This window comes from Amycolatopsis sp. lyj-23, assembly GCF_046549135.1.
GTDB lineage: Bacteria > Actinomycetota > Actinomycetes > Mycobacteriales > Pseudonocardiaceae > Amycolatopsis.
This window is the reverse complement of record NZ_JAJPWN010000010.1, coordinates 193,717-213,290: the sequence shown is the minus strand read 5'-3', so window position 1 is coordinate 213,290 and position 19,574 is coordinate 193,717. Positions and strand designations below refer to the sequence as shown.

Genomic DNA, 19,574 nt, shown 5'->3' with positions numbered 1-19,574 from the left:
ACGGAAGCTTTATCGCCGGATGCCTAATCTCGGAATCGTGAAACGTCGTCGGGGCGTGGTCCCTTTTGCCGGGTTGTGCCTGCTCGCCGGAATTCTGGTGGCCGGGACGATGGCGCCCGCCGCCATCGGCGCGGGCCTGCTTTCGAATCAGGTCAGCGATTCGGTGGACGCCATTTCCGCCCAGCTCGCCGCGGCCGATCCACCGCTGGTGACCACGGTGACCGACCGCGACGGCACCCCGATCGCCACCCTGTACGCGCAGTACCGGCTGCCGGTCACGGCCGCCGGGATCGCCACCACGGTGAAGGCCGCGATCATCGCGGTCGAGGACCGCCGGTTCTACACCGAAGGCGGCGTCGACATGCAGGGGATGCTGCGCGCGGCGGTCAACGACAGCACCGGCGGTGCCCTGCAGGGCGCGTCGACGATCACCCAGCAAGAAGTCAAGAACTACCTGATCAACGTCGTGGACCGGAACGACCCCGCGGCCCAGCAGGCCGACCGGGAGGATTCCCTCGCCCGCAAGCTGCGCGAAGCGAAGATGGCCGTCCAGCTCAACGCCACCATGAGCAAGGACGACATCCTGGCCAACTACCTGAATGTGGTCGAATTCAGCGGAACCGTGTACGGGGTGGGCGCGGCGGCGAAAGCGTATTTCGGGACGACGCCGGACAAACTGACGGTGCCGCAGGCCGCGCTGCTCGCCGGAATGGTGAACAACCCCAGCGTCTACAACCCGTACACCCACCCGGACAAAGCGCTGCAGCGCCGGAACCTCGTCATCGACGACATGGTGAGCAACGGTTCCATCCCGGCCTCGTACGCGGCGACGGCGAAGGCAGCTCCGCTCGGCGTGCTGCCGAACGGCCCGGTCACGCCGTCTGCCACGTGCCTGGGCGCGGCGCCGGACGCCGGGTTCTTCTGCGCCTACGCCGAAAGCTACCTGGTGCACGCCGGGTTCACCGCCGACCGGCTGGCCACCGGCGGGTACACGATCAAGACCACGCTCGACCCGCGCGACTCGCAGGTGACCAAGGACGCCGTCGACGCCAACGTGCCGACCACCCAGGACGGCGTGGCCAACACCTTCGCCGTCGTCCAGCCCGGTCAGGACGGGCACCAGGTGCTCGCCATGGTCGCCAACCGCAACTACGGCACCGATCCGGCGAAGGGTGAGACGTCGACCGACATCGTCGCCGACGCGAGCAACGAGTTCGGCGCGGGCTCGTCGTTCAAGATCTTCACCTCGGCCGCGGCGCTCGTCACCGGCAAGGCGGGCCTCGACACGCCCCTGCCCAACCCGGACAGCCAGTGCTTCACGCCGCCGGACGCCGACGCGCACACGCCCTGCTACACCGTGCACAACGACGGTCACTACGCGGACCCGATCACCCTCGCCGACGGCCTGGCGACGTCGCCGAACGTCGCGTTCGTCGGGCTGGAGAACCAGGTCGGGATGCCCGCCGTGCTCGACATGGCGTCCAAGCTGGGCCTGCGGAACACCCTGGCGACCAACGACGCCGGCCGCACGCCGGACCCGAAGTCGGGCAACCCGCAGTACCGCGAGCCGCAGTCGCAGTACTTCGAGAACCTGCTGTCGTTCACCCTCGGCAACAGCCCGGTCAGCCCGCTGGAGATGGCCAACGTCTCGGCGACGCTGATGAGCGGCGGCGTGTGGTGCCCGCCGAACCCGATCCTGTCGGTGACCGACCGGAACGGCAACGCCGTTCCCGTTCCCCAGCAGGCGTGCGAACGGGTCATCCCCCAGGGCGTGGCGGACACGCTGGAAGCGGGGCTGAGCAAGGACACCACGAGCGGCACGTCCGCCGAAGCGGCCCGCGCGGCCGGCTGGACCCGCCCGGACATCGGCAAGACGGGCACGACGCAGCTGAGCGAATCGGTCGCCTTCGTCGGAGGCGTCGACGGTTATGCGGTGTCGTCCATGGTGTTCGCCGACGGACCGCACCCGCGGGAGATCTGCCCGGGCACGCCGGTGCACCTCGGCAACTGCGGCCACGGCGCGTTCGGCGGCACGGTCGCCGCGCCGCCGTACTTCCACGCCATGAGCCGGCTTCTGGCCGGAGTGCCCGACCAGCCGATCCCCGCCGCCGATCCGGGCTACCTCCAGGCGCGGTCGTGACCTACCGCGGTTCGAGGAAGACGAGCGGGATCTCGCGCTCGGTCTTCGTCTGGTACTGCGCGTAGTTCTTGAAGTCGGCGGTGATCTTCGGCCACAGCCGCGCGCGCTCTTCGGCACTGGCAACCCGGGCCCGCATCGGCCGCTTCGGGCCGCCCTTCAGCGACACCTCGACCTCGGGCTGGTCGCGCAGGTTGAGGAACCACGCGGGGTGCGTGTCGTCGCCGCCGCGCGAAGCGACGACCACGAGCGTCTCGCCCTCCTGGTAGGGCGAAGTCAGCAGCACCGACCGGGGCTGCCCGCTCTTGCGGCCGATGGTGGTGAGCTCCAGGACGGGCATGGCGACCTGCCAGCCCACCCGCCCACCCGTCAGCTTGATCAGGCCGCGGTGCACGGCATTCATCGTCTTCAGGGCGAAGTCGCTCGGCATGATCCCAATCTAGTCCGGCGGACGCGGCCGCCGCGAACGGGCCGGATATCCGTTTCGTCGGTTTCCGGTCCGGACGAGATCGCCGAAACCGCCCCGGCCGCGGGTCACGGTGTGCGAGGCTGCCGGGCGAAGGAAGAACCGAAAGAGAGAGAACCGATGCTGATCTGGGGCTGGCGTACACGCATCTACGTGCTGGCGATGACGACGTTCTTGTGCGGCCGGTGCGGCAACCCTGCTTCGCACGCGGTGCGCAAGGCGGTCACGAAGTTCACGCTGTTCTTCATCCCGCTGTTCCCGATCAGCGTCAAGTACACGGCGCAGTGCACGTTCTGCGGGATCGAGAACCGCATCCCGAAGGAGGACGCGCTCCGGCTGCAGGCCCAGGAGGAGCAGGGGCAGGGCTCGCAGCAGGCCGCGCCGGGGTACCCGCCGCACCCGTCGCAGGGCGGTGCGCCGCAGGGCGGGTTCCCGCAGCAGGGGTACCCGCAGCACCCGTCGCAGCCGCAGGGCTTCCCGCAGCCGGGGCAGCTGCCGCAGCAGGGTCAGCAGCAGTTCCCGCAGCAGGGTCACTAGGCACGGGCTGTCGCCGGCGGTTCAGCGAGTGGTCCGGACCGCCGGCGGCCCTGTCCGCCGCCCGGGCACTGCGGCGGCCGCGCGCCCTTAACCCGCGCACCATGACCGCGCCGTCGCCGAAGCGTTCGCCTCGGGCGCGCACGGGCCGCGTCCGGCTCCGGCGGTGGCAGTGCTTCACTGTTGAGTTGTCAAACAACGCCGGTCGCCGGGTCAGGCGGCCGATCTCTCGTCGGGGGCGATGAGGGCGCGGCCTTCGGGCGTCAGGACCGCCGGGACCAGCTCACCGGGGCGCCCCGGGCAGGCCGCGCGGATCAGGCCCTGGTGGGCCAGCGCGTGGGCCGCGAACTGGTCGCCGCACGACAGGCCGTCGATGAACAAGTCCGGCTCGCTGCTGCAGGACACCCGGGCGCGGCCCGCGCCGACGGCCCGGAGCATGGCCCGCATCCGGTGGTTGACCGCCGGTGAACCGGTGTTCTCGTTCCCGTTCATGTCGGTCCCTCCCGCTCGTGGTTCGGCCGCTGCCCCTGCGTCGATTCGGTGGGCGGGATTTCGACAGCAGGTCCGGCCGGAGCGTCTCCTCATCGTCGCCTCGGGCGATCCAGCACGGGTCGAATCCCCGTTGACGTGTTCGGAGGCGAACCGCGAGCGGACGGGATCAGAACGGCGGATCGCCCGCCGCCACCGGTTCCGGTGTCCAGGAGCTGCTGCCCTCACCTCCCGCCGCGCGGCTGAGCTTGGCCACCTTGGCCGTCGCGTACCGCAGGCTCGGGCCGATCTCCTCGACGTCCAGCTCCGTCACCGTGCGTCTCTCGCCCTCCTTCGTGTCGTACGACCGCTGTCTCAGCCGGCCGTGGACGACCACGCGGGTGCCGCGCGCGAGCGACTCCGCGACGTTTTCCGCGTACTGGCGCCACAAACTGCAGCGCAGGAACATCGCGTCACCGTCGCGCCAGGCGCCGGATTCGCGGTCGAACACCCGCGGGGTGCTCGCGACCGTGAAGTTCGCGACCGCCGAACCGCCCGGGGTGAAGCGCAGTTCCGGGTCGCCCGTGAGGTTGCCGACCACCGTGAGCGTTGTTTCGCCTGCCATCGGTCTCTCCTTCCAGCCGGGTGCGGGGTGCACCGCTGTCGCCGATGAGGAGAGCACGGGGGTCCGACAGTTCCGGACCGGGCGACGAGGTGCCGACACCCGGCCGGGGTGTTTCCTCCCGCCATGCCGACGGCGTTCCAACGGGAACTGGTCACGCTCGCCCACCGGCTCGCGGACCTCGCCGACCTCGCCGCGGTCGCGCTCGAAGAGGCCACGCGTTCGGTGCTGGAAAGTGACCACACGCTGGGCGGACGTGCGTAGGAGGAGGCCGCCGCGGTGGCCGCGCCCGGGGCCGCGTGCGAGGACCAGGCGTGCGCGCTGCCGGCCCTGCACACCCCGCGGGAGGCGGACGTGGAGGTGGTCGTCGCCGCCGTGCACACCGCCGCGGATCTCACTCGGATGGGTGGTCTTGCGCGGGAGGTGGCTTCGGCGCGGAGGCCCGTGCCGGCGGAGGTGCGGGCCGCGCTGGAACGGCTGGGCGGGCAGGCGGTCGCGACCGCGCGGGCTCTGCGCGCGCTGCTGGTGGGCGGGGACGGTGCGGCGCTCGGTGACGCGGTGGCTCTCGCCGAGGCCGCCGGGCGGGAGGTGCGGGAGTGGGCGTCCGGGGGTGAGTGGGCGCGCGGGGCCGGTGTTGCGGTCGATGTCGCGCTGCGGGGTGCGGTTTACGGGCGGTTCGTGGCGTTGGCGGGGCGGATCGGGTGGCGGGCGGCCGGGTTTGCGGCGGTGGGGAGTTGGCGGCCGGGGTGCGTTGGCCGGGTGGGTTCGCTGGTGGGCTGCCGGTCGGCGCTTGGCGGCTCGGGTCGCGGGAGGCGCTGGGCTGCCGGGCTGGGTGGCTGACGAGCCGAAGCTTCGCGACTCGGACCGGTGCGTCGGGTGAATCGGCGGCTGACCGGCTGCCGAGCCGAAGCTTCGCGAATCAGGGTCCCTGAGCACCGAAATGCCAAGTAGGGCCGGATCGGACCGCTGCGAGACTCGTCCGAACGACGTACCTCCGCCGTGACCCCGCCCACCCACGCCCCTTCCGGATCGCGACTACCGTGGCGGGCATGAGCAACACCGAGGCCTCTCCCGCCGAACTCGCCTGTGGTGATCGGGCCGCCGTCGTCGATCCGGAGCGGCCGGGTGTCGAGGTTCTCGCTCCTCGGGAGGTTCCGCTCGGCGGTCCGCGGGCCATGCGGGTGCGGCGGACCCTTCCGCAGCGGTCGCGGTCGCTGATCGGGGCCTGGTGCTTCGCCGACCACTACGGTCCCGACGAGGTCGCCGGGCCCGGGGCGATGGACGTCGCGCCGCATCCGCACACCGGGTTGCAGACCGTCAGCTGGCTCTTCTCCGGGGAGATCGAGCACCGGGACAGCCTCGGCACGCACGCCATGGTGCGGCCCGGCGAACTGAACCTCATGACCGGCGGGCACGGCATCTGCCACTCCGAGGTCTCGACCGCCGCCACGAAGACGCTGCACGGCGTGCAGCTCTGGATCGCCCTGCCCGAACGGCACCGGCACACCGCGCGGGCCTTCGACCACTACGTCCCTTCGGTAAACCGCATCGAAGGCGCGGAAATCCGCGTGTTCCTCGGCTCGCTGGCCGGCCGGACCTCCCCGATCCCGACGTTCAGCCCGCTGCTGGGCGCGGAAGTCGTGCTGGGCCCGGACGCGCACATGTCGCTCGGTGTCGATCCCGGCTTCGAGCACGGCGTCCTCGTCGACACCGGTGACGTCTTCGTGGCCGGCACCCACGTCCGGGCGGCGGAGCTGGGGTACGTCGGCACCGGCGTGCGCTCCCTGACCCTGAGCAACCGCGGCGTCGATCCGGCCCGGTTCCTGCTGCTGGGCGGCACGCCGTTCGAGGAAGAAATCCTGATGTGGTGGAACTTCGTCGGGCGCACCCACGAAGAGATCGCCGCGTTCCGGGAGGCGTGGGAAGCCGGGTCGGAGCAGTTCGGCAGCGTCACCGGGTACCCGGGCGAGCGCCTGCCGGCTCCCGCGCTGCCCGCGGTGCGCATCAAGCCGCGCCGCAACCCGGCGTCAAGCCAGGAAGCCGCCCACGGCTGAGACGAACGCGGGCGCGTCGTCCAGCCACGGGTAGTGCACGGCGCCGGGCAGCACGACGGCTTCGGCGTCCGGGAACAACGCGGCGAAACGGGCGGCGACGGTCGGGCTCGCGATCCAGTCCAGCTCGCCGGCCAGCACCAGCACCGAGGCGGTGACGGCGCCGAGCGCGGCACGCGTCGCCTCCGGTTCGAAAGCTCCGGCCGAGTTGTAGATGCGGGCGGCCGTGCCGTTGCGCTGGCCGGGTTCGCCGGCCTGGTGCCGGCGGGCCGCCGCGTCCCAGCGGCCGTAGTACAGCGGCGCGAAGGCGGCCCAGTCGGCTCGGGTCGCCTTCTTGGCGGCGATCGCCTCGTAGGCGGCGGCCGCGGCGGCGAACCAGGGCTCGCCGGTCCGCCGGGCCATGATCCGCCGTCGCTCGCCGGACGGGACGTCGAAGCCGACGGCCCGCGGGCTCGGCGCGATCAGCGCCAGCCGGCTCAGGCGCTGCGGGTACCGGGCCGCGTACCGGACGGCCAGGCTCGCCCCGGCGGAGTGCCCGAGCAGGTCGAACCGCTCGAGACCGAGGTGCTTGCGCAGTGCCTCGACGTCCTCGACCTGGCGGTCGCAGCGGTAGGTGGCGGGGTCGGCGGGCGGCTCGGAGTCCCCGGTGCCCCGCAGGTCCAGCACGGCCAGGCGGCGCCGGGCGCTCACCCCGCCGAGGTCGCCGAGGTAGCCGCCGGCCCGCATCGGGCCGCCGGGCAGGCACACCACCGGTGGCTCGGCGCCGGAACCCGAGAGGTGGCAGGCGAGCGCGGTTCCGTCCGGCGCGGAGAAGATCGGCACCCGCCGACCCTGGCACCCGCCGGGCGGCGGGACAAGACGGCGATTCCCGTTACCGAACCCCGCGCCGGGCAACCCACGACATCGCCGATCCCGACGCCTCCCGGCTCCCGCACGAGATCGACTCCCCGCAACGCCAACCCGATGTGCTCCGGCTCACCGCTCCCCCGGCGAGGTGTGCCTCCAACGCACCGACCCGACCACCCGGGGGCGGCACTTTCACGTGAAAGTGCCGCCTTCCACCTCACCGCTCCCGCGCCGGACAAGCCACCAACCTCGCCAACCCAACGCCCGGCACACCGCTCCCGCGCCGGATCAGCCCTCAACCCCGCCAACCCAACGCCCGGCCCCACGCGAGATCAGCCGCCAACCCGGCGCCCCCAGCTCACCCCTTCCGGGCCAGGTAAGCCTCCAGCGTCGCCAACCGATGTTCTCGGGCGAACCGCTCGACCTCCTCCGGCTCCGCGCCGCCTTCGATCAGTGCCAGCAGGCGGTCGTGCTCCTCGACCGACTGGGGGGCGCGGCCCGGAACCGAGCTGAACGTGCTGTCGCGGACCGCGGCCAGGCGCGTCCAGCAGCGGTGGACCAGGTCGACCAGGTTCGGGTTGGGGCACGCGCCGAACAGCACCTCGTGGAACTCCGCGTTCAACGCCGTGAACGCCACCGGGTCGAACTCGGCGAGGCTGCGGCGCAGGCGTTCGTTGAGTTCGCGGGCCCGGCCCAGCGCTTCCGCCGTCAGCAGCGGTGCGGCGAGACCGGTGGCCGCGCCCTCGACGATCGCCACCGTCTGCATCGCGTGCCGGTACGCCACCGGGTCGACGGCCACCACCCGGGCGCCGACGTTGCGCTCGAACTCGATCAGCTCTTCGGCCTCCAGCCGGCGCAGGGCCTCGCGCACGGGCACCGCGCTGACTTCGAGCTCGCGGCCGATCTGGTCGAGCACCAGCCGGTAGCCGGGTCCGTACCGGCCGTCGAGGATCCTGGCCTTGATCGTCTCGTAAGCCAGCTGCGACTTCGTGGCCGGTTTTCCCGCGGGAATCATGGAGGAACGATAGCCAAGCCGCGGTCAGGCGAGGCGCTCCAGCACGGCGAAGATGCGGTCGACGTCGGCTTTCGTGGTCCGCCAGTTGCTGAAGGCCGCGCGCAGCGCCGGGCGGCCTTCGTACACCGTCGGCGTCAAGAACGTGGTCCCCTCCTCGGCGATGGCGCGCACGAGCGAGTCGACGTCGGACTCCCCCGCCGGGGCGAAGCAGACGACGTTGAGCCGCACCGGCGCCAGGAGCTGCCAGTCCGGCGAGGCGTCGATCCGCGCGCCCAGGTCCCGGGCCAGCGCGACGCAGCGCTCGACGATTTCGCGGTGCCCGGCGCGGCCGTACGCCACGAGCGAGAACCACGCCGGCAACGCGCGCAGCCGCCGGGAGTTCTCCGGCGTGAGGTGCAGGAAATCCGGTGTCTCGCCGATCTCGCCGAGGTAGGCGGCGTTGTTGCTGAACACGCGCAGCTGCAGGTCGCGGCGGCGGGTGAACTGGACGGCCGAGTCGTAGGGCACGTTGAGCCACTTGTGCAGGTCGACGACCACCGAATCGGCCTGGTCGAGGCCCGCGGTGAGCGCCGCGTGCTCCGGCGCCAGCGCCGCGAACCCGCCGAACGCGGCGTCGACGTGCAGCCAGAAGCCGTACCGCTGCTTGAGCTCGGCGATCGCGCGCAGGTCGTCGAAGTCGACGGTGTTGACCGTCCCCGCGTTCGCGACGACGACGGCCGGGCCGTCGAGCGTCTCGAGCGCTTCGGCGAGCTTCGCGACGTCGACCGCTTCACGGCCCGGCAGCACCGGCACCTTCCGCAATGCCGAACGGCCCATTCCCAGCAGCGACAACGCTTTCAGGACGCTCGAGTGCGGCGAACCGGACAGCACGGTGACCGGCCCGAGCGCGGCGGCGCCTTCGGCCGAGACCGACACGCCGGCCCGCTCGCCGAGCCATTCGCGGGCGATGGCCAGCCCGGTCACCGTGGACATCGTGGCGCCGGTGACGAACGCGCCGGAGAACTCCGGGCCCAGCCCGAACAGCGTGGCCAGCCAGCCGACGGTCTCGCGTTCCAGGTCCTGCGCGGAGGAATCCAGCCCGCTGGCGGGGTTCTGGTCGTGGGCGGCGGTGAGCCAGTCCCCGGCCAGCGCGGCCGGGGTGGCGCCCCCGGTGACGAACCCGAGGTACCGCGGACCGGCGCTCGCGGCGAAGCCGGGTTCCCAGCGCCGCGCGAACTCCTCCAGCGCGCCCCGCGCCCCCGCGCCTTCGGCCGGCAGGGGCGCCGGCGCCACGGCCTCGGGTGGGACAGCGGCCGCGCGGTCGGCCAGCCCGGCGAGTGCCTCGGCCGCGGCTTTGCTTGCGGCGGCGAGGAGATCGGGCAGTGAGTGCAGGTCTTCGGCGAGCCTCGGGTCCATCTTGCCGACGCTAAGCGCGAGCGGCGTCCGCTGTCGCGGGCCAATCCGCCGAAACTGGCCCGGTCACCGCCGGAGGCGGCGGACGCGCGTCTCGGCCGGGTCGAACGCCACCCGCCGCAGCGGTCCCGCCAGCAGCAGCACCACCGCCATCGCCGAAAGCGCCGCGAGCACCAGCGCCGCCACGAACTGGGCGGCGCCCGACGTCGCCGTCGCCAAGACCGCGTAGCCGGCCAGGACGACGGCCGGCGGGGCCAGCAAGCCGGTCAGCACCGGGACCGGCGGCACCCGGTCACCGTCGGGGCGGCGGGCGGACACCACCGCCGCCCCGGCGCAGGTGACCGCGGCGACCAGCAGGCAGCCGCCGACGGTGTCGCTCAACCGGTGCCAGCCCAGTGCCACCGCCGCCGCCGAGACCCAGGCGACGCCGGCGCCGCCGGTCACCAGGACCATCAGCCGGAACCGGCGGGGCAGGACGATCGCGAGCGCCACGAGCACGGCCATCGCCGCGCTGACGTGCCCGCTCGGGAAGCTGTTGTGGCTCGCCACGCCGAAGCGGTCGCCGGTGCTCGGGCGGTCCAGGACGTACAGCTTGAGCAGCTGCGCCACCACCAGCGGCGCGGCCAGCAGCACCAGCGCCATCAGGCCGAGGGCGAGCCGTCGCCGCGCCAGGGAGATCACCACGATCAGGACCGCGACGCCGCCGAGCAGCACCACCAGGTCGGCCTCCCGCAGCGGAGCCGCCCAGTCCACCGTCGTCCCCGCGGACTGGGCGCTGCGGACGACGCCGTTCTCCACACCGCGGCCGGCTTCGGTGCGCACGAAGAGCAGGTAGGCCGCGACGAACGCGAAAGCGAACCCGGCCGCGCCCGCCGCCAGCACCGCCGTGCGGGACGCCGCCCGGGTCACGGGCGCGGGGCCGTCCGGGCGGGCCGCGGAGGGTGCGTCGGAAAGGATCACTGCCATGTCCCCGAGTCTGGGACGCGCGTTTCGGGATCCCGTCAGGACGATGTCATGGTTTCGCTACAAGATCCGCCCGGGTCGCCATGACGTGCGCTTTTCCGAATAATGGCGCCGTGGCCGAGGTATTGGTGGTAGAAGACGACGCGGCGGTGCGGGAGGGCCTGCAGCTGGCCCTGCGCCGGCAGGGACACGTGGTGCACACCGCGGAATCGGGCGAGCTCGGCATCGAAGCGCTCGTGCAGCACCGGCCCGAGCTCGTCGTGCTCGACCTGATGCTGCCCGGTATGGACGGCTTCGAGACCTGCCGCCGGATGCGGGCGGCGGGTCCCGTCCCGATCATCATGCTCACCGCGCGCAGCGACGACTTCGACGTCGTGGCCGGGCTCGAAGCGGGCGCCGACGACTACGTCGCCAAGCCCGTCGAGCCGCGGGTGCTCGACGCGCGGATCCGGGCGGTGCTGCGCCGGGCGACCGGCGAGCGGCCGGGCGAGCAGACGGCGGCCGAGGAGCGGCACGGCGACCTCGTCATCGACCGGGCCGCGCTCGAGGTGACCAAGCGCGGCACCCCGGTGTCGCTGACCCCGACCGAGCTGAAGCTGCTGCTGGAGCTCTCGCGCACGCCCGGGCAGGTCTACAGCCGCCAGCAGATCCTCTCCGCGGTGTGGGACCACGACTACCTCGGGGACTCCCGGCTCGTCGACGCCTGCGTGCAGCGGCTGCGCGCGAAGATCGAGGACGTGCCGGCCAAACCCGAACACGTGCAGACCGTCCGGGGGTTCGGCTACCGGTTCGGCCGCTCGTGACGGCACCGCGGATCCGGTCGTGGCTCGCCGGGCTGCGGCCCCGGCTGGTCGCCGCCTTCGCGGTCATCATGATCCTCGGCGCCACCGCCGCGGCGGGCACGAGCTACGTCTTCGCGCGGCGCGCCATCCTGGAAGGCATCCAGGACCAGACGATGCTGAAGCTGCGCGACCAGATCAGCGCGTACCTGCCGACCGTGTCGCTGCCGGCGTCCCAGGCCACGCTCGAGGCGTTCGCGACGGCGCTCAAGTCCAGCAACGCGCTCGTGGTCTACCGACAGCTGCACGCGACGTCGGGCCTGTCGATCGACGAGGTGCCCGCCGACCTGCGCCACGCCGTGGCGACCAGCACCAACATCCAGTTCCAGCGCGTCGACGTCCAGGGCTTCCCGTTGTTCTTCGTCGGCGTCCCCGTGCAGACCAGCGCCGGAAAGCCGAGCGGGCTCGAGGTCTACGCGATGGCACGGCTGACCGATCAGCAGCAGGCGATCGACGACCTGGCCCGCCACGCCTGGTTGTTCTCCGCGCTCGTGCTGCCGTTCGCGGTCGGCGTCGCGTTGCTCGCGGCCCGGCAGGTGCTGCGGCCGGTGCGCGCGCTGAACACCGCGGCGAGCCAGCTCGGCCGCGGACGGCTGGACGTGCGGCTGCGCGCGAAGGGCTCGGACGAACTCGCGCAGCTGGTCACCACGTTCAACCACACCGCCGCGGAGCTGGAGCGCACGGTCGGCACGCTGCGCGCGATGGAGGCCGACGCGCGGCGGTTCGTCGCCGACGTCTCGCACGAGCTGCGGACGCCGCTGGCGGCGATGAACGCGGTCACCGACGTCCTCGACGAGGACGCCGAGCAGCTGCCGCCGGACACCGCCGTCGCGGCCCGGCTGGTGTCGGCCGAGACGCGGCGGCTGACCCGGCTGGTGCAGGACCTGATCGAGATCTCGCGGTTCGACGCCGGGCGGGCGGAGCTGCGCCGGGAAGAACTGGACGTCGCGGCGGCGGTCACCGACACCCTCGCCGCCCGCGGCTGGGAACCCGGGGACGACCTGGTCGCGGACCTGCCGCCGGGCATCGTCGCCCGGCTCGACCGGCGGCGGCTCGACATCGTCGTGGCGAACCTGGTCGGCAACGCGCTGCGGCACGGCGCGCCGCCGGTCGAAGTGGTGCTGCGGGCGGAGCGCGGTGAGGTCGTGCTGACCGTCACCGACCACGGCCCGGGCATCCCCGCCGACGTGCTGCCGCGCGTGTTCGACCGCTTCACCAAGGCCGACACCGCCCGCGCCCGGTCCGAAGGCAGCGGCCTCGGGCTGTCCATCGCCCGGGAGAACGCGCGGCTGCACGGCGGCGACATCGTCGCGGCCGGCACCGGCACCGGCGCCCGGTTCGAGCTGCGCCTGCCCCGGGAGGTCCCGTGAAGAAGCTCCTCGTCCTCGCCGTGCTGCTGCTGACGAGCGCGTGCGGCATCAAGCCGACGCCGGTGCTCGCGGCGGGACCCGCCCCCACGCTGCGGAACCCGGTGAACGACGGGACCGCCACCGACGTGGTCCTCTACTTCCTCCGCGACGACCGGGCGGTGCCGGTCGCGCGGCCCGCCGTCTTCCCGATGCGGTTCGAAGTCGCCCTGACGATGCTGATGGAAGGTCCGTCCGCCGAGGAGACGTTCGAGGGGTACACGACGGCGCTGCCCCGCTCCGGCGAGATCGCGCTGACGCCCGGCCCGCCGACGACGGTCAACATCTCCTTCCCGCTACGGACGATCAGCGCGGCCGGGATCAACCAGCTGGTCTGCACCGCGCTCGCCGCACTGACGACGCAGCGGCCCGGCACCATCGCCCTCGCCGGGCCGGACATCCAGCTGCCGTACCAGACCTGCGAAGGGTGAACACCGGTGTCGACTTGACGGCAAGCCGCCTCAGCCCGGGTAGGGCCGGGCCGCCCGCGCCTCCGCCAGCGACCGCGCCCACCAGCCGAGCTGGTCGAGCAGCGCCTTCGCCGCGACGCCCGCCGCGTCGTCGTTCGGCACGCCGTCTTCGCCGAAGCACCCCTGGGCGCCGTGGAAGCTGACCGTCTCGCGGATGGTCACCGCGTGCAGCTCCGCGAAGACCGGGCGCAGGTGCTCGACCGCGCGCAGGCCGCCGGAAATCCCGCCGTAGGAAACGAAAGCGACCGGTTTGGCCCGCCATTCGGGCCGGTGCCAGTCGATGGCGTTCTTGAGCGAAGCCGGGTAGCTGTGGTTGTACTCCGGGGTGACCACCACGAACGCGTCGGCGGCTTCGAGCCGCGGGGTCACCTTCGCGACCTCGGCGGCGACGGCCGCGGGCGGTTCGGCGCCGAACGCCGGCATGGCCAGCGGGAGATCGGCCTCGGCGAGGTCGACGACGTCGGCTTCGAAGCCACCGTGCGCGTCCGCGACGCCCGCCACCCAGCCGGCGACCACCGGCCCGAACCGTCCTCCCCGGACACTGCCCACGATCACCGCGACCCGCACCCGCGCTTCCGACACACTTCCTCCTCGCCACAACGGAAACTCTGCCGTCGTCGAGGATGGGACTTCAAGCTCACTTGAAGTCAAGCGCGCCGCTGTGGTTGGGTGGCGGCCATGGTGAACGCCCCCACCCGCGCGCTGCCCGACCTGACGGTCGGCGAACTTTCCCGGCGCAGCGGAGTACCCGCGTCGGCCCTCCGGTTCTACGAGGACGAAGGCCTGATCCACAGTCGCCGCACCGCGGGCAACCAGCGGCGCTACCGCCGGGACACGCTGCGGCGGGTGACGTTCATCCGGATGTCGCAGCGGGTGGGCATGCCGCTGGCGAAGATCCGGGAAGTGCTCGGCCTGCTGTCCGACGACCGCACGCCCACGCGCACCGACTGGGCACGGATCTCCCGCTGCTGGCAGGACGACCTGAACGCGCGCATCCGCCAGCTGGAACAGCTGCGCGACCAGCTGGACGACTGCATCGGCTGTGGCTGCATGTCGCTGGCCAAGTGCCGGCTGGCCAACCCCGGCGACCGGCTCGGCGCCGAAGGCCCGGGCCCCCGGCGCCTCGCCGACCACCGCGGGGATGGCTGCGAAGACTGTTGAACTAGAGCAGGCCGCGGACGTACATCGCCTGCCCGGCGTGCTGGGTGTCGTCGTCCAGGACGCTGATCAGGCGCACGCCCAGTGACACCGGCGGGTCCCAGGCCTCGTCGACGATCCGGTCGAGGGCCTCGGCGTCGAGGCCGGTGACGAACCGGACCGTCTGCTCGTGCACGGCGTCGTAGTAGCCGGTGAGCAGGTCCGGCCCGTCGACGCGGACCGCTTCGACGTCGGCCGGGCGGTGGCCGTAGCCGGTGTCACCGGCCGGGAACGGCAGGCCGAACCGGGAAAGCCAGTCCTGGCCCGTCCACACCTGCTCCGTCCCGGCCACGTCGGCGACGTGGTCGTCCTGCACCCTGGTCAGGTGCCACACCAGCCAGGCGATCGAGTTGGCCTCGTCGTCCGGCCGGGTCCCGAGCTGCTTCGCGGTCAATCCCGCCACCGCCGCGTGCACCGTGCCCTGGACCCGGCTGAACCCCTCGACGAGCAGTTCGGCCACGTTCATCCGGCTGCCTCCCGTTTGCCGACGTTTTCCCGGGTGTGCGTACCCGATCATGCCCACCGGCAAACGACGCCCGCTACCGCGGCAGCAGCTGGTCGAAGAACGAGCGGTAGCGGCGCAGGGCGATCCGCAGTTCCTCGGTGGCCGGTTCGCCCTGCTGCCACTGGGACTCCAGCTCGCTCTTGTGCTCGGCGAACGTGGTGGCCAGCGCGCTGATCACGCCGGCGACGAGTTCGTCGGCCTGCTGGACGGCCTGCTTCGGGTCGTCGACGAAGCCGGCCTGGACGTTCTGCCAGCGGTCGCGGAACCCGGTGACCTTCTCCTCGTCGATCAGCGGCGGCGTCTCGACGTCTCCGCCGGAAGCGGGCCGCTGCCCGTCACCACCGGAAGCGGCGGGCGTTTCCACGTCACCGCCGGAAGCGGGCGCCTCGACGTCACCACCGGAGTGTGCCTCCACGTCACCGCCCGAATCGCGGGAAGCGGCCGTGTCGCCGGGGTCGCGGTGCCCGGCGGAGGCCAGGTCGGCGGTGCTCAGGTTCTGGTCCTCGGCCGTGGCGGACTCGTGGAAGCCGTCCCGGTCCTGGCCGGGAACCTCGTCCGTGGCGCTGTCGTCCCGGTAGCCGTCGTGGACGCCCTCACGCCCGGTCAGGTCCCGGTCGTCCTCGGCGTCGTGCCGCGTCAGGTGTTCGGTCATGGTCAACGTCCTCCATTCGACTCGGTCCGCGGGCTCGCGGACGCCTGGCGCTCGGTCACGTGACGGTCGGTCTCGTGCCCGTGGGTTTCGTTCCGCTCGGTGTCCCGGCGGTCGGTGTCGCGACCGCTGTGGTCGTGGCCGTTGCGGCGGTCGTGGTGCTGCTCGTCGTCGGCGCCGTCGGTCAGCAGGTCCTCGAACACGGTGCGGTAGCGCACCATCGCGTCCCGCAGGTCCTCAGTGGACGCTCCGTCGCGCTTCTGCTGCGTCGTGTGGGCGGCGCGGTAGTGCTCCAGGGTCTTGGCGTGCCGCACGGACAGGTCGGCCAGCTGCTGCTCGTAGCCCTCGGTCGGGTACCCGCGCTCGGCCATCAGGGAGTTCAGCAGCTGCTCGGCCTCGGCGACGGCGCCGGACGGCTGGTCGACGAACTTTTCCTGCACCTGCGTCCATTCCCGGGCGTAGCGCTCGCGCGCCGACGCCGAGAGCGGCCGGATGTCGAGTTCCTTGTGCCGGCGTTCCCGCTCGGCCAGTTCGCGCTGCGCGGCACGGGGGCTGTCCTTCTCCGCGACCGTGCGGTCGTACTCGGGACCGAACCGCTGCTGCAGCCGTTTCCGTTGCATTTCCTGCGTCACCAGCCAGATCACGGCGCCGAGCACCGCGACGGCCACGACGACGATCAACACGATCAGCCATGTGAGCATCGCTCAAACTCCTTCAAGGATGTCAAGCCCCCGATGCGACCGGTGTTCCCTGATTAGCCGCGCCGAAAACGGGCACCGGCCCCCCGACCTCGGGATTCGGCCGTCCGGCGGCGTGGATACGGCCGGATGTCCCCGCCCCGGCACGGGGAGGCGACCACCTCGAAGCAGTGTTACCAGAAAAGTGATATCGTCGATAACAGAAGGCGGCACGGAGGCCGCCCGGACCGGAAAGAAGGAACCGATGAGCACCCCCGACACCCGCGTCGCGATCATCACCGGCGGCTCCCGCGGCATCGGCCGCCAGGTCGCCGAGCGCCTGGCCGCCGACGGCATGGCGGTCGTCGTCAACTACGCCGGCAACGAAAAGGAGGCCGAGGCCGCCGTCGAGGCCATCACCGCACGCGGTGGCCGGGCGATCGCGGTCCGCGCCGACGTGGCCGACCCGGCCGCGGTCGCGGAGCTGTTCGACACCGCGGAACGCACGTACGGCGGCGTCGACGTCGTCGCCCACCTGGCCGGGGTGATGAACCCGCCGACCCCGATCGCCGACACGGACTTCGACGTCCTCGACCGCGTGCACCGCACCAACATCCGCGGCACGTTCGCGGTGGCCCAGCAGGCCGCGCGGCGGGTCCGCGACGGCGGCGCGGTGATCACCACCTCGACGTCGGTGCTCGGGCTGAACCTGCCCGGCTACGGCGTCTACAACGCGACGAAGGGCGCGGTCGAGGCGATCACCATGATCCTGGCGCGCGAGCTGCGCGGCCGCGACATCACCGTGAACACCGTCGCGCCCGGCCCGACCGCGACCGCGCTGTTCCTCGACGGCAAGGACGAGGAGACGATCACCCGGATGGCCGAGCAGCCGCCGCTCGAGCGGCTCGGGCAGCCGGAGGACATCGCCGAGGTCGTCGCGTTCCTGGCCGGTCCGGCGCGCTGGGTGAACGGCCAGGTGCTGCGCGCCAACGGCGGCATCGTCTAACGGGTGAACCGGCTGACGATGACGTGGTCCTTGGCCGGCCCGCGCACCGCCCACTCCTGCCGCCACCGGTCGGCGCCGGTCACCCGGTACTCGCCGCGGTAGTGGTCGGCGCGGCAGGGGTGGTCCGCCGTCCAGTGGCCCGCGCGCAGGTCGAGGTCGTGGAAGAAGCCGCCGTGGTCGAAGTGGACCGCCGCACGGCCGGGGCCCGCCGGGCGGTAGTGCAGGGTCCGCGTGACCGGCCCCGTGTGGCCGCCGAGCCGCAGCCGGCCCTCCTCGTGGTAGACGAGGACGCCCTCGGTCTCGGTGAAGGTGGCCGTTCCGGTCACCTCGCCCGCCGGGTCGCCGTCCGCGGTGAGAATTTCCCGCTCCAGGCGCCAGGCACCGGCGAAATACGCGGCGAGGTCGGGTACGGGCCAGTACTGCACCCCGCCAGTCTGCCATCCGCGGCGGGCCGGACCGGAACTGTCGGACCCCCGCTCTATAGTCGGGCGGGTGGCAGAGACCGACCTCGCACCCGCGTCCGACGCGCTGGAGACCCTCCGGCGCGTGTTCGGCTACGACAGCTTCCGCGGCGACCAGGCGGCGATCGTCGAGCACGTGATCGCCGGCGGTGACGCGCTCGTGCTGATGCCCACCGGCGGCGGGAAGTCGCTGTGCTACCAGATCCCCGCGCTCGTGCGGCCCGGCGTCGGCGTGGTCGTCTCCCCGCTGATCGCCCTGATGCAGGACCAGGTCGACGCGCTGCGGAACGCCGGCGTCCGCGCCGGGTTCCTCAACTCCACCCAGGACTACGCGGCGCGGCAGGAGGTGGAGTCGGCGTTCCTCAGCGGCGAGCTCGACCTGCTCTACCTGGCGCCGGAACGGCTTTCGGTCGAATCGACCGTCCGGCTGCTCGACCGCGGCAAGATTTCGCTGTTCGCGATCGACGAAGCGCACTGCGTCGCCCAGTGGGGCCACGACTTCCGGCCCGACTACCTCCAGCTCTCGGCGTTGCACGAGCGGTGGCCGGAGGTGCCGCGGATTGCGCTGACCGCCACCGCGACCGAGGCCACCCACAAGGAGATCGCGGCCCGGCTGAACCTCGACGAGGCCCGCCACTTCGTCGCGAGCTTCGACCGGCCGAACATCCAGTACCGGATCGTCGGCAAGAACTCACCGCAGCGGCAGCTGCTGGAGCTGCTGCAGACCGAGCACAAGGGAGACGCGGGGATCGTCTACTGCCTGTCCCGCAACTCGGTCGAGAAGACCGCGGAGTTCTTGGTGCAGAACGGGATTCCGGCGGTCCCGTACCACGCGGGGCTCGACGCGCGCACCCGCGCGAAGCACCAGTCGCGGTTCCTGCGGGAGGACGGGCTGATCGTCGTCGCGACGATCGCGTTCGGCATGGGCATCGACAAACCGGACGTCCGGTTCGTCGCGCACCTCGACCTGCCGAAGTCGGTCGAGGGCTACTACCAGGAGACCGGCCGCGCGGGGCGGGACGGCCTGCCGTCGACCGCGTGGCTCGCGTACGGGCTGCAGGACGTCGTCCAGCAGCGCAAGATGATCGACACGTCCGAAGGCGACGAGGCCCACCGGCGGCGGCTGGGCGCGCACCTGAACGCGATGCTCGCGCTGTGCGAGACGGTCGAGTGCCGCCGCGTGCAGATCCTCAACTACTTCGGGCAGCAGGCCGGCCCCTGCGGCAACTGCGACACGTGCCTGAACCCGCCGGAGAAGTGGGACGGCACGATCCCGGCGCAGAAGCTGCTGTCGACCGTCGTGCGGCTGCGCAACGAACGGCGCCAGAAGTTCGGCGCCGGCCAGGTCATCGACATCCTGCTCGGCAAGTCCACGCCCAAGGTCACGCAGTTCCAGCACGACACGCTGAAGACGTTCGGCATCGGCACGGAGCTGCGCGAGCCGGAGTGGCGGGCCGTGGTGCGGCAGCTGCTCGCCCAAGGCCTGCTCGCCGTGGAAGGCGACTACGGGTCGCTGGTGCTCACCGAAGCCAGCGCCGAGGTGCTGGGCGGTGAGCGCCAAGTGCTGCTGCGCCGGGAACCGGAGCGGGCCGCCGCCGCCAAGGTCCGCAGCACGCGGAAGTCGTCCGCGGCCGCCGTGGACATGCCCGCGGAGGCGGCGCCGCTGTTCGAGCGCCTGCGGGCCTGGCGGGCCGGCGTCGCGAAGGAACAGGGCGTACCCGCGTACGTCGTCTTCCACGACGCGACCCTGCGCCAGATCGCCACGCAACGGCCGTCGTCGCTGGCGGATCTGGGCACGGTCAGCGGCGTCGGGGAGAACAAGCTCGCCAAGTACGGCGAGGGGCTCTTGGAGGTCCTGACGGCCGAATGA

23 protein-coding genes are annotated in these 19,574 nt (G+C 72.3%); 11 read left to right on the top strand and 12 right to left on the bottom strand.

Annotation, left to right across the window (positions count from 1 at the left end; translation table 11 throughout):
* The first annotated feature begins 19 nt into the window (after nt 1-19).
* Nucleotides 20-2,140, top strand: coding sequence for a transglycosylase domain-containing protein (locus ACLJPY_RS25775; protein ID WP_410592171.1), 2,121 nt, complete (start codon nt 20-22; stop codon nt 2,138-2,140).
* Nucleotide 2,141: 1 nt separating this feature from the next.
* Here ACLJPY_RS25775 and ACLJPY_RS25770 read toward each other — a convergent pair whose 3' ends face one another.
* Complete coding sequence (locus ACLJPY_RS25770) at nt 2,142-2,567, bottom strand: nitroreductase/quinone reductase family protein (protein ID WP_410592169.1); 426 nt, start codon at nt 2,565-2,567, stop codon at nt 2,142-2,144.
* Between the two features lie 156 nt (nt 2,568-2,723).
* Between ACLJPY_RS25770 and ACLJPY_RS25765 the strand changes: the two genes are divergently transcribed.
* Entirely contained in the window at nt 2,724-3,140 is a 417-nt protein-coding gene (locus ACLJPY_RS25765) for a zinc-ribbon domain-containing protein (RefSeq protein WP_410592167.1), read from the top strand.
* 210 nt (nt 3,141-3,350) lie between these two features.
* On the opposite strand, the gene ACLJPY_RS25760 is transcribed toward ACLJPY_RS25765, so the two are convergent.
* Together ACLJPY_RS25760 and ACLJPY_RS25755 are read right to left on the bottom strand one after the other, a co-directional pair.
* The gene (locus ACLJPY_RS25760; RefSeq protein WP_410592165.1) at nt 3,351-3,629 is read right to left on the bottom strand and encodes a hypothetical protein; all 279 of its coding nucleotides are present in this window, start codon (nt 3,627-3,629) and stop codon (nt 3,351-3,353) included.
* 166 nt (nt 3,630-3,795) lie between these two features.
* Nucleotides 3,796-4,230: a single-stranded DNA-binding protein gene (locus ACLJPY_RS25755; RefSeq protein WP_410592163.1), complete on the bottom strand. Its 435-nt coding sequence runs from the start codon at nt 4,228-4,230 to the stop codon at nt 3,796-3,798.
* Between the two features lie 123 nt (nt 4,231-4,353).
* Between ACLJPY_RS25755 and ACLJPY_RS25750 the strand changes: the two genes are divergently transcribed.
* The 3 genes from ACLJPY_RS25750 (at nt 4,354) to ACLJPY_RS25740 (ending at nt 6,281) form a co-directional block, all read left to right on the top strand.
* Nucleotides 4,354-4,491: a hypothetical protein gene (locus ACLJPY_RS25750; RefSeq protein ID WP_410592161.1), complete on the top strand. Its 138-nt coding sequence runs from the start codon at nt 4,354-4,356 to the stop codon at nt 4,489-4,491.
* Nucleotides 4,492-4,506: 15 nt separating this feature from the next.
* The gene (locus ACLJPY_RS25745) at nt 4,507-5,067 is read left to right on the top strand and encodes a phosphate uptake regulator PhoU (protein WP_410592159.1); all 561 of its coding nucleotides are present in this window, start codon (nt 4,507-4,509) and stop codon (nt 5,065-5,067) included.
* Between the two features lie 209 nt (nt 5,068-5,276).
* Nucleotides 5,277-6,281, top strand: a complete 1,005-nt coding sequence (locus ACLJPY_RS25740; RefSeq protein ID WP_410592157.1) for a pirin family protein — start codon at nt 5,277-5,279, stop codon at nt 6,279-6,281.
* On the opposite strand, the gene ACLJPY_RS25735 is transcribed toward ACLJPY_RS25740, so the two are convergent.
* From ACLJPY_RS25735 to ACLJPY_RS25720, 4 genes are all read right to left on the bottom strand, one after another.
* Nucleotides 6,255-7,100, bottom strand: coding sequence for an alpha/beta fold hydrolase (locus ACLJPY_RS25735; protein ID WP_410592155.1), 846 nt, complete (start codon nt 7,098-7,100; stop codon nt 6,255-6,257). The two genes, ACLJPY_RS25740 and ACLJPY_RS25735, sit on opposite strands and share 27 nt — an antisense overlap.
* A 382-nt stretch (nt 7,101-7,482) precedes the next feature.
* Entirely contained in the window at nt 7,483-8,139 is a 657-nt protein-coding gene (locus ACLJPY_RS25730; protein ID WP_410592154.1) for a GntR family transcriptional regulator, read from the bottom strand.
* Nucleotides 8,140-8,163: 24 nt separating this feature from the next.
* A complete protein-coding gene (locus tag ACLJPY_RS25725) occupies nt 8,164-9,534 on the bottom strand; it encodes a pyridoxal phosphate-dependent decarboxylase family protein (protein WP_410592152.1) in 1,371 nt (456 codons plus the stop codon).
* Nucleotides 9,535-9,597: 63 nt separating this feature from the next.
* Nucleotides 9,598-10,497, bottom strand: coding sequence for a phosphatase PAP2 family protein (locus tag ACLJPY_RS25720; protein ID WP_410592150.1), 900 nt, complete (start codon nt 10,495-10,497; stop codon nt 9,598-9,600).
* Between the two features lie 110 nt (nt 10,498-10,607).
* On the opposite strand from ACLJPY_RS25720, the gene ACLJPY_RS25715 reads away from it, so the two are divergent.
* Genes ACLJPY_RS25715 through ACLJPY_RS25705 form a run of 3 tightly spaced genes read left to right on the top strand, consistent with a single transcriptional unit; the run spans nt 10,608 to nt 13,170 of the window.
* Nucleotides 10,608-11,297, top strand: a complete 690-nt coding sequence (locus tag ACLJPY_RS25715) for a response regulator (protein WP_410592148.1) — start codon at nt 10,608-10,610, stop codon at nt 11,295-11,297.
* Nucleotides 11,294-12,703: an ATP-binding protein gene (locus ACLJPY_RS25710; RefSeq protein WP_410592146.1), complete on the top strand. Its 1,410-nt coding sequence runs from the start codon at nt 11,294-11,296 to the stop codon at nt 12,701-12,703. Before ACLJPY_RS25715 ends, ACLJPY_RS25710 begins: the two co-directional genes overlap by 4 nt.
* Nucleotides 12,700-13,170 carry a hypothetical protein gene (locus ACLJPY_RS25705; protein WP_410592144.1) on the top strand — a complete coding sequence of 157 codons (471 nt, stop codon included), beginning with the start codon at nt 12,700-12,702 and terminating at the stop codon, nt 13,168-13,170. Before ACLJPY_RS25710 ends, ACLJPY_RS25705 begins: the two co-directional genes overlap by 4 nt.
* 30 nt (nt 13,171-13,200) lie before the next feature.
* Here the strand turns inward: ACLJPY_RS25705 and ACLJPY_RS25700 are convergent, their stop codons facing one another.
* Complete coding sequence (locus tag ACLJPY_RS25700; RefSeq protein WP_410592142.1) at nt 13,201-13,791, bottom strand: NADPH-dependent FMN reductase; 591 nt, start codon at nt 13,789-13,791, stop codon at nt 13,201-13,203.
* Between the two features lie 96 nt (nt 13,792-13,887).
* Here ACLJPY_RS25700 and soxR point away from each other — a divergent pair, with 96 nt between their 5' ends.
* Complete coding sequence (gene soxR, locus ACLJPY_RS25695; RefSeq protein WP_410592141.1) at nt 13,888-14,370, top strand: redox-sensitive transcriptional activator SoxR; 483 nt, start codon at nt 13,888-13,890, stop codon at nt 14,368-14,370.
* Between the two features lies 1 nt (nt 14,371).
* Here the strand turns inward: soxR and ACLJPY_RS25690 are convergent, their stop codons facing one another.
* The 3 genes from ACLJPY_RS25690 to ACLJPY_RS25680 all read right to left on the bottom strand — a co-directional run bounded on the left by ACLJPY_RS25690 (nt 14,372) and on the right by ACLJPY_RS25680 (nt 16,261).
* A complete protein-coding gene (locus ACLJPY_RS25690; protein ID WP_410592140.1) occupies nt 14,372-14,872 on the bottom strand; it encodes a mycothiol transferase in 501 nt (166 codons plus the stop codon).
* 73 nt (nt 14,873-14,945) lie between these two features.
* Complete coding sequence (locus ACLJPY_RS25685) at nt 14,946-15,563, bottom strand: hypothetical protein (protein WP_410592139.1); 618 nt, start codon at nt 15,561-15,563, stop codon at nt 14,946-14,948.
* 2 nt (nt 15,564-15,565) lie between these two features.
* Nucleotides 15,566-16,261 (bottom strand): hypothetical protein, encoded by a 696-nt coding sequence (locus ACLJPY_RS25680; RefSeq protein ID WP_410592138.1) that lies wholly within the window; start codon nt 16,259-16,261, stop codon nt 15,566-15,568.
* Between the two features lie 241 nt (nt 16,262-16,502).
* On the opposite strand from ACLJPY_RS25680, the gene ACLJPY_RS25675 reads away from it, so the two are divergent.
* Nucleotides 16,503-17,243, top strand: coding sequence for an SDR family oxidoreductase (locus ACLJPY_RS25675; protein WP_410592136.1), 741 nt, complete (start codon nt 16,503-16,505; stop codon nt 17,241-17,243).
* Here the strand turns inward: ACLJPY_RS25675 and ACLJPY_RS25670 are convergent.
* Nucleotides 17,240-17,668: a DUF6314 family protein gene (locus ACLJPY_RS25670; protein ID WP_410592135.1), complete on the bottom strand. Its 429-nt coding sequence runs from the start codon at nt 17,666-17,668 to the stop codon at nt 17,240-17,242. The genes ACLJPY_RS25675 and ACLJPY_RS25670 overlap by 4 nt on opposite strands.
* Before the next feature lie 67 nt (nt 17,669-17,735).
* On the opposite strand from ACLJPY_RS25670, the gene recQ reads away from it, so the two are divergent.
* Nucleotides 17,736-19,574, top strand: a complete 1,839-nt coding sequence (gene recQ, locus ACLJPY_RS25665; protein WP_410592133.1) for a DNA helicase RecQ — start codon at nt 17,736-17,738, stop codon at nt 19,572-19,574.

Excerpts from the sequence above, each read along its gene's own strand:
- ACLJPY_RS25775 (WP_410592171.1), top strand. The coding sequence starts at position 20 with ATGCCTAATCTCGGAATCGTGAAACGTCGTCGGGGCGTGGTCCCTTTT.
- ACLJPY_RS25770 (WP_410592169.1), bottom strand. The coding sequence starts at position 2,567 with ATGCCGAGCGACTTCGCCCTGAAGACGATGAATGCCGTGCACCGCGGC.
- ACLJPY_RS25765 (WP_410592167.1), top strand. The coding sequence starts at position 2,724 with ATGCTGATCTGGGGCTGGCGTACACGCATCTACGTGCTGGCGATGACG.
- ACLJPY_RS25760 (WP_410592165.1), bottom strand. The coding sequence starts at position 3,629 with ATGAACGGGAACGAGAACACCGGTTCACCGGCGGTCAACCACCGGATG.
- ACLJPY_RS25755 (WP_410592163.1), bottom strand. The coding sequence starts at position 4,230 with ATGGCAGGCGAAACAACGCTCACGGTGGTCGGCAACCTCACGGGCGAC.
- ACLJPY_RS25750 (WP_410592161.1), top strand. The coding sequence starts at position 4,354 with ATGCCGACGGCGTTCCAACGGGAACTGGTCACGCTCGCCCACCGGCTC.
- ACLJPY_RS25740 (WP_410592157.1), top strand. The coding sequence starts at position 5,277 with ATGAGCAACACCGAGGCCTCTCCCGCCGAACTCGCCTGTGGTGATCGG.
- ACLJPY_RS25730 (WP_410592154.1), bottom strand. The coding sequence starts at position 8,139 with ATGATTCCCGCGGGAAAACCGGCCACGAAGTCGCAGCTGGCTTACGAG.
- ACLJPY_RS25725 (WP_410592152.1), bottom strand. The coding sequence starts at position 9,534 with ATGGACCCGAGGCTCGCCGAAGACCTGCACTCACTGCCCGATCTCCTC.
- ACLJPY_RS25720 (WP_410592150.1), bottom strand. The coding sequence starts at position 10,497 with ATGGCAGTGATCCTTTCCGACGCACCCTCCGCGGCCCGCCCGGACGGC.
- soxR (WP_410592141.1), top strand. The coding sequence starts at position 13,888 with ATGGTGAACGCCCCCACCCGCGCGCTGCCCGACCTGACGGTCGGCGAA.
- ACLJPY_RS25690 (WP_410592140.1), bottom strand. The coding sequence starts at position 14,872 with ATGAACGTGGCCGAACTGCTCGTCGAGGGGTTCAGCCGGGTCCAGGGC.
- ACLJPY_RS25685 (WP_410592139.1), bottom strand. The coding sequence starts at position 15,563 with ATGACCGAACACCTGACGCGGCACGACGCCGAGGACGACCGGGACCTG.
- ACLJPY_RS25680 (WP_410592138.1), bottom strand. The coding sequence starts at position 16,261 with ATGCTCACATGGCTGATCGTGTTGATCGTCGTCGTGGCCGTCGCGGTG.
- ACLJPY_RS25675 (WP_410592136.1), top strand. The coding sequence starts at position 16,503 with ATGAGCACCCCCGACACCCGCGTCGCGATCATCACCGGCGGCTCCCGC.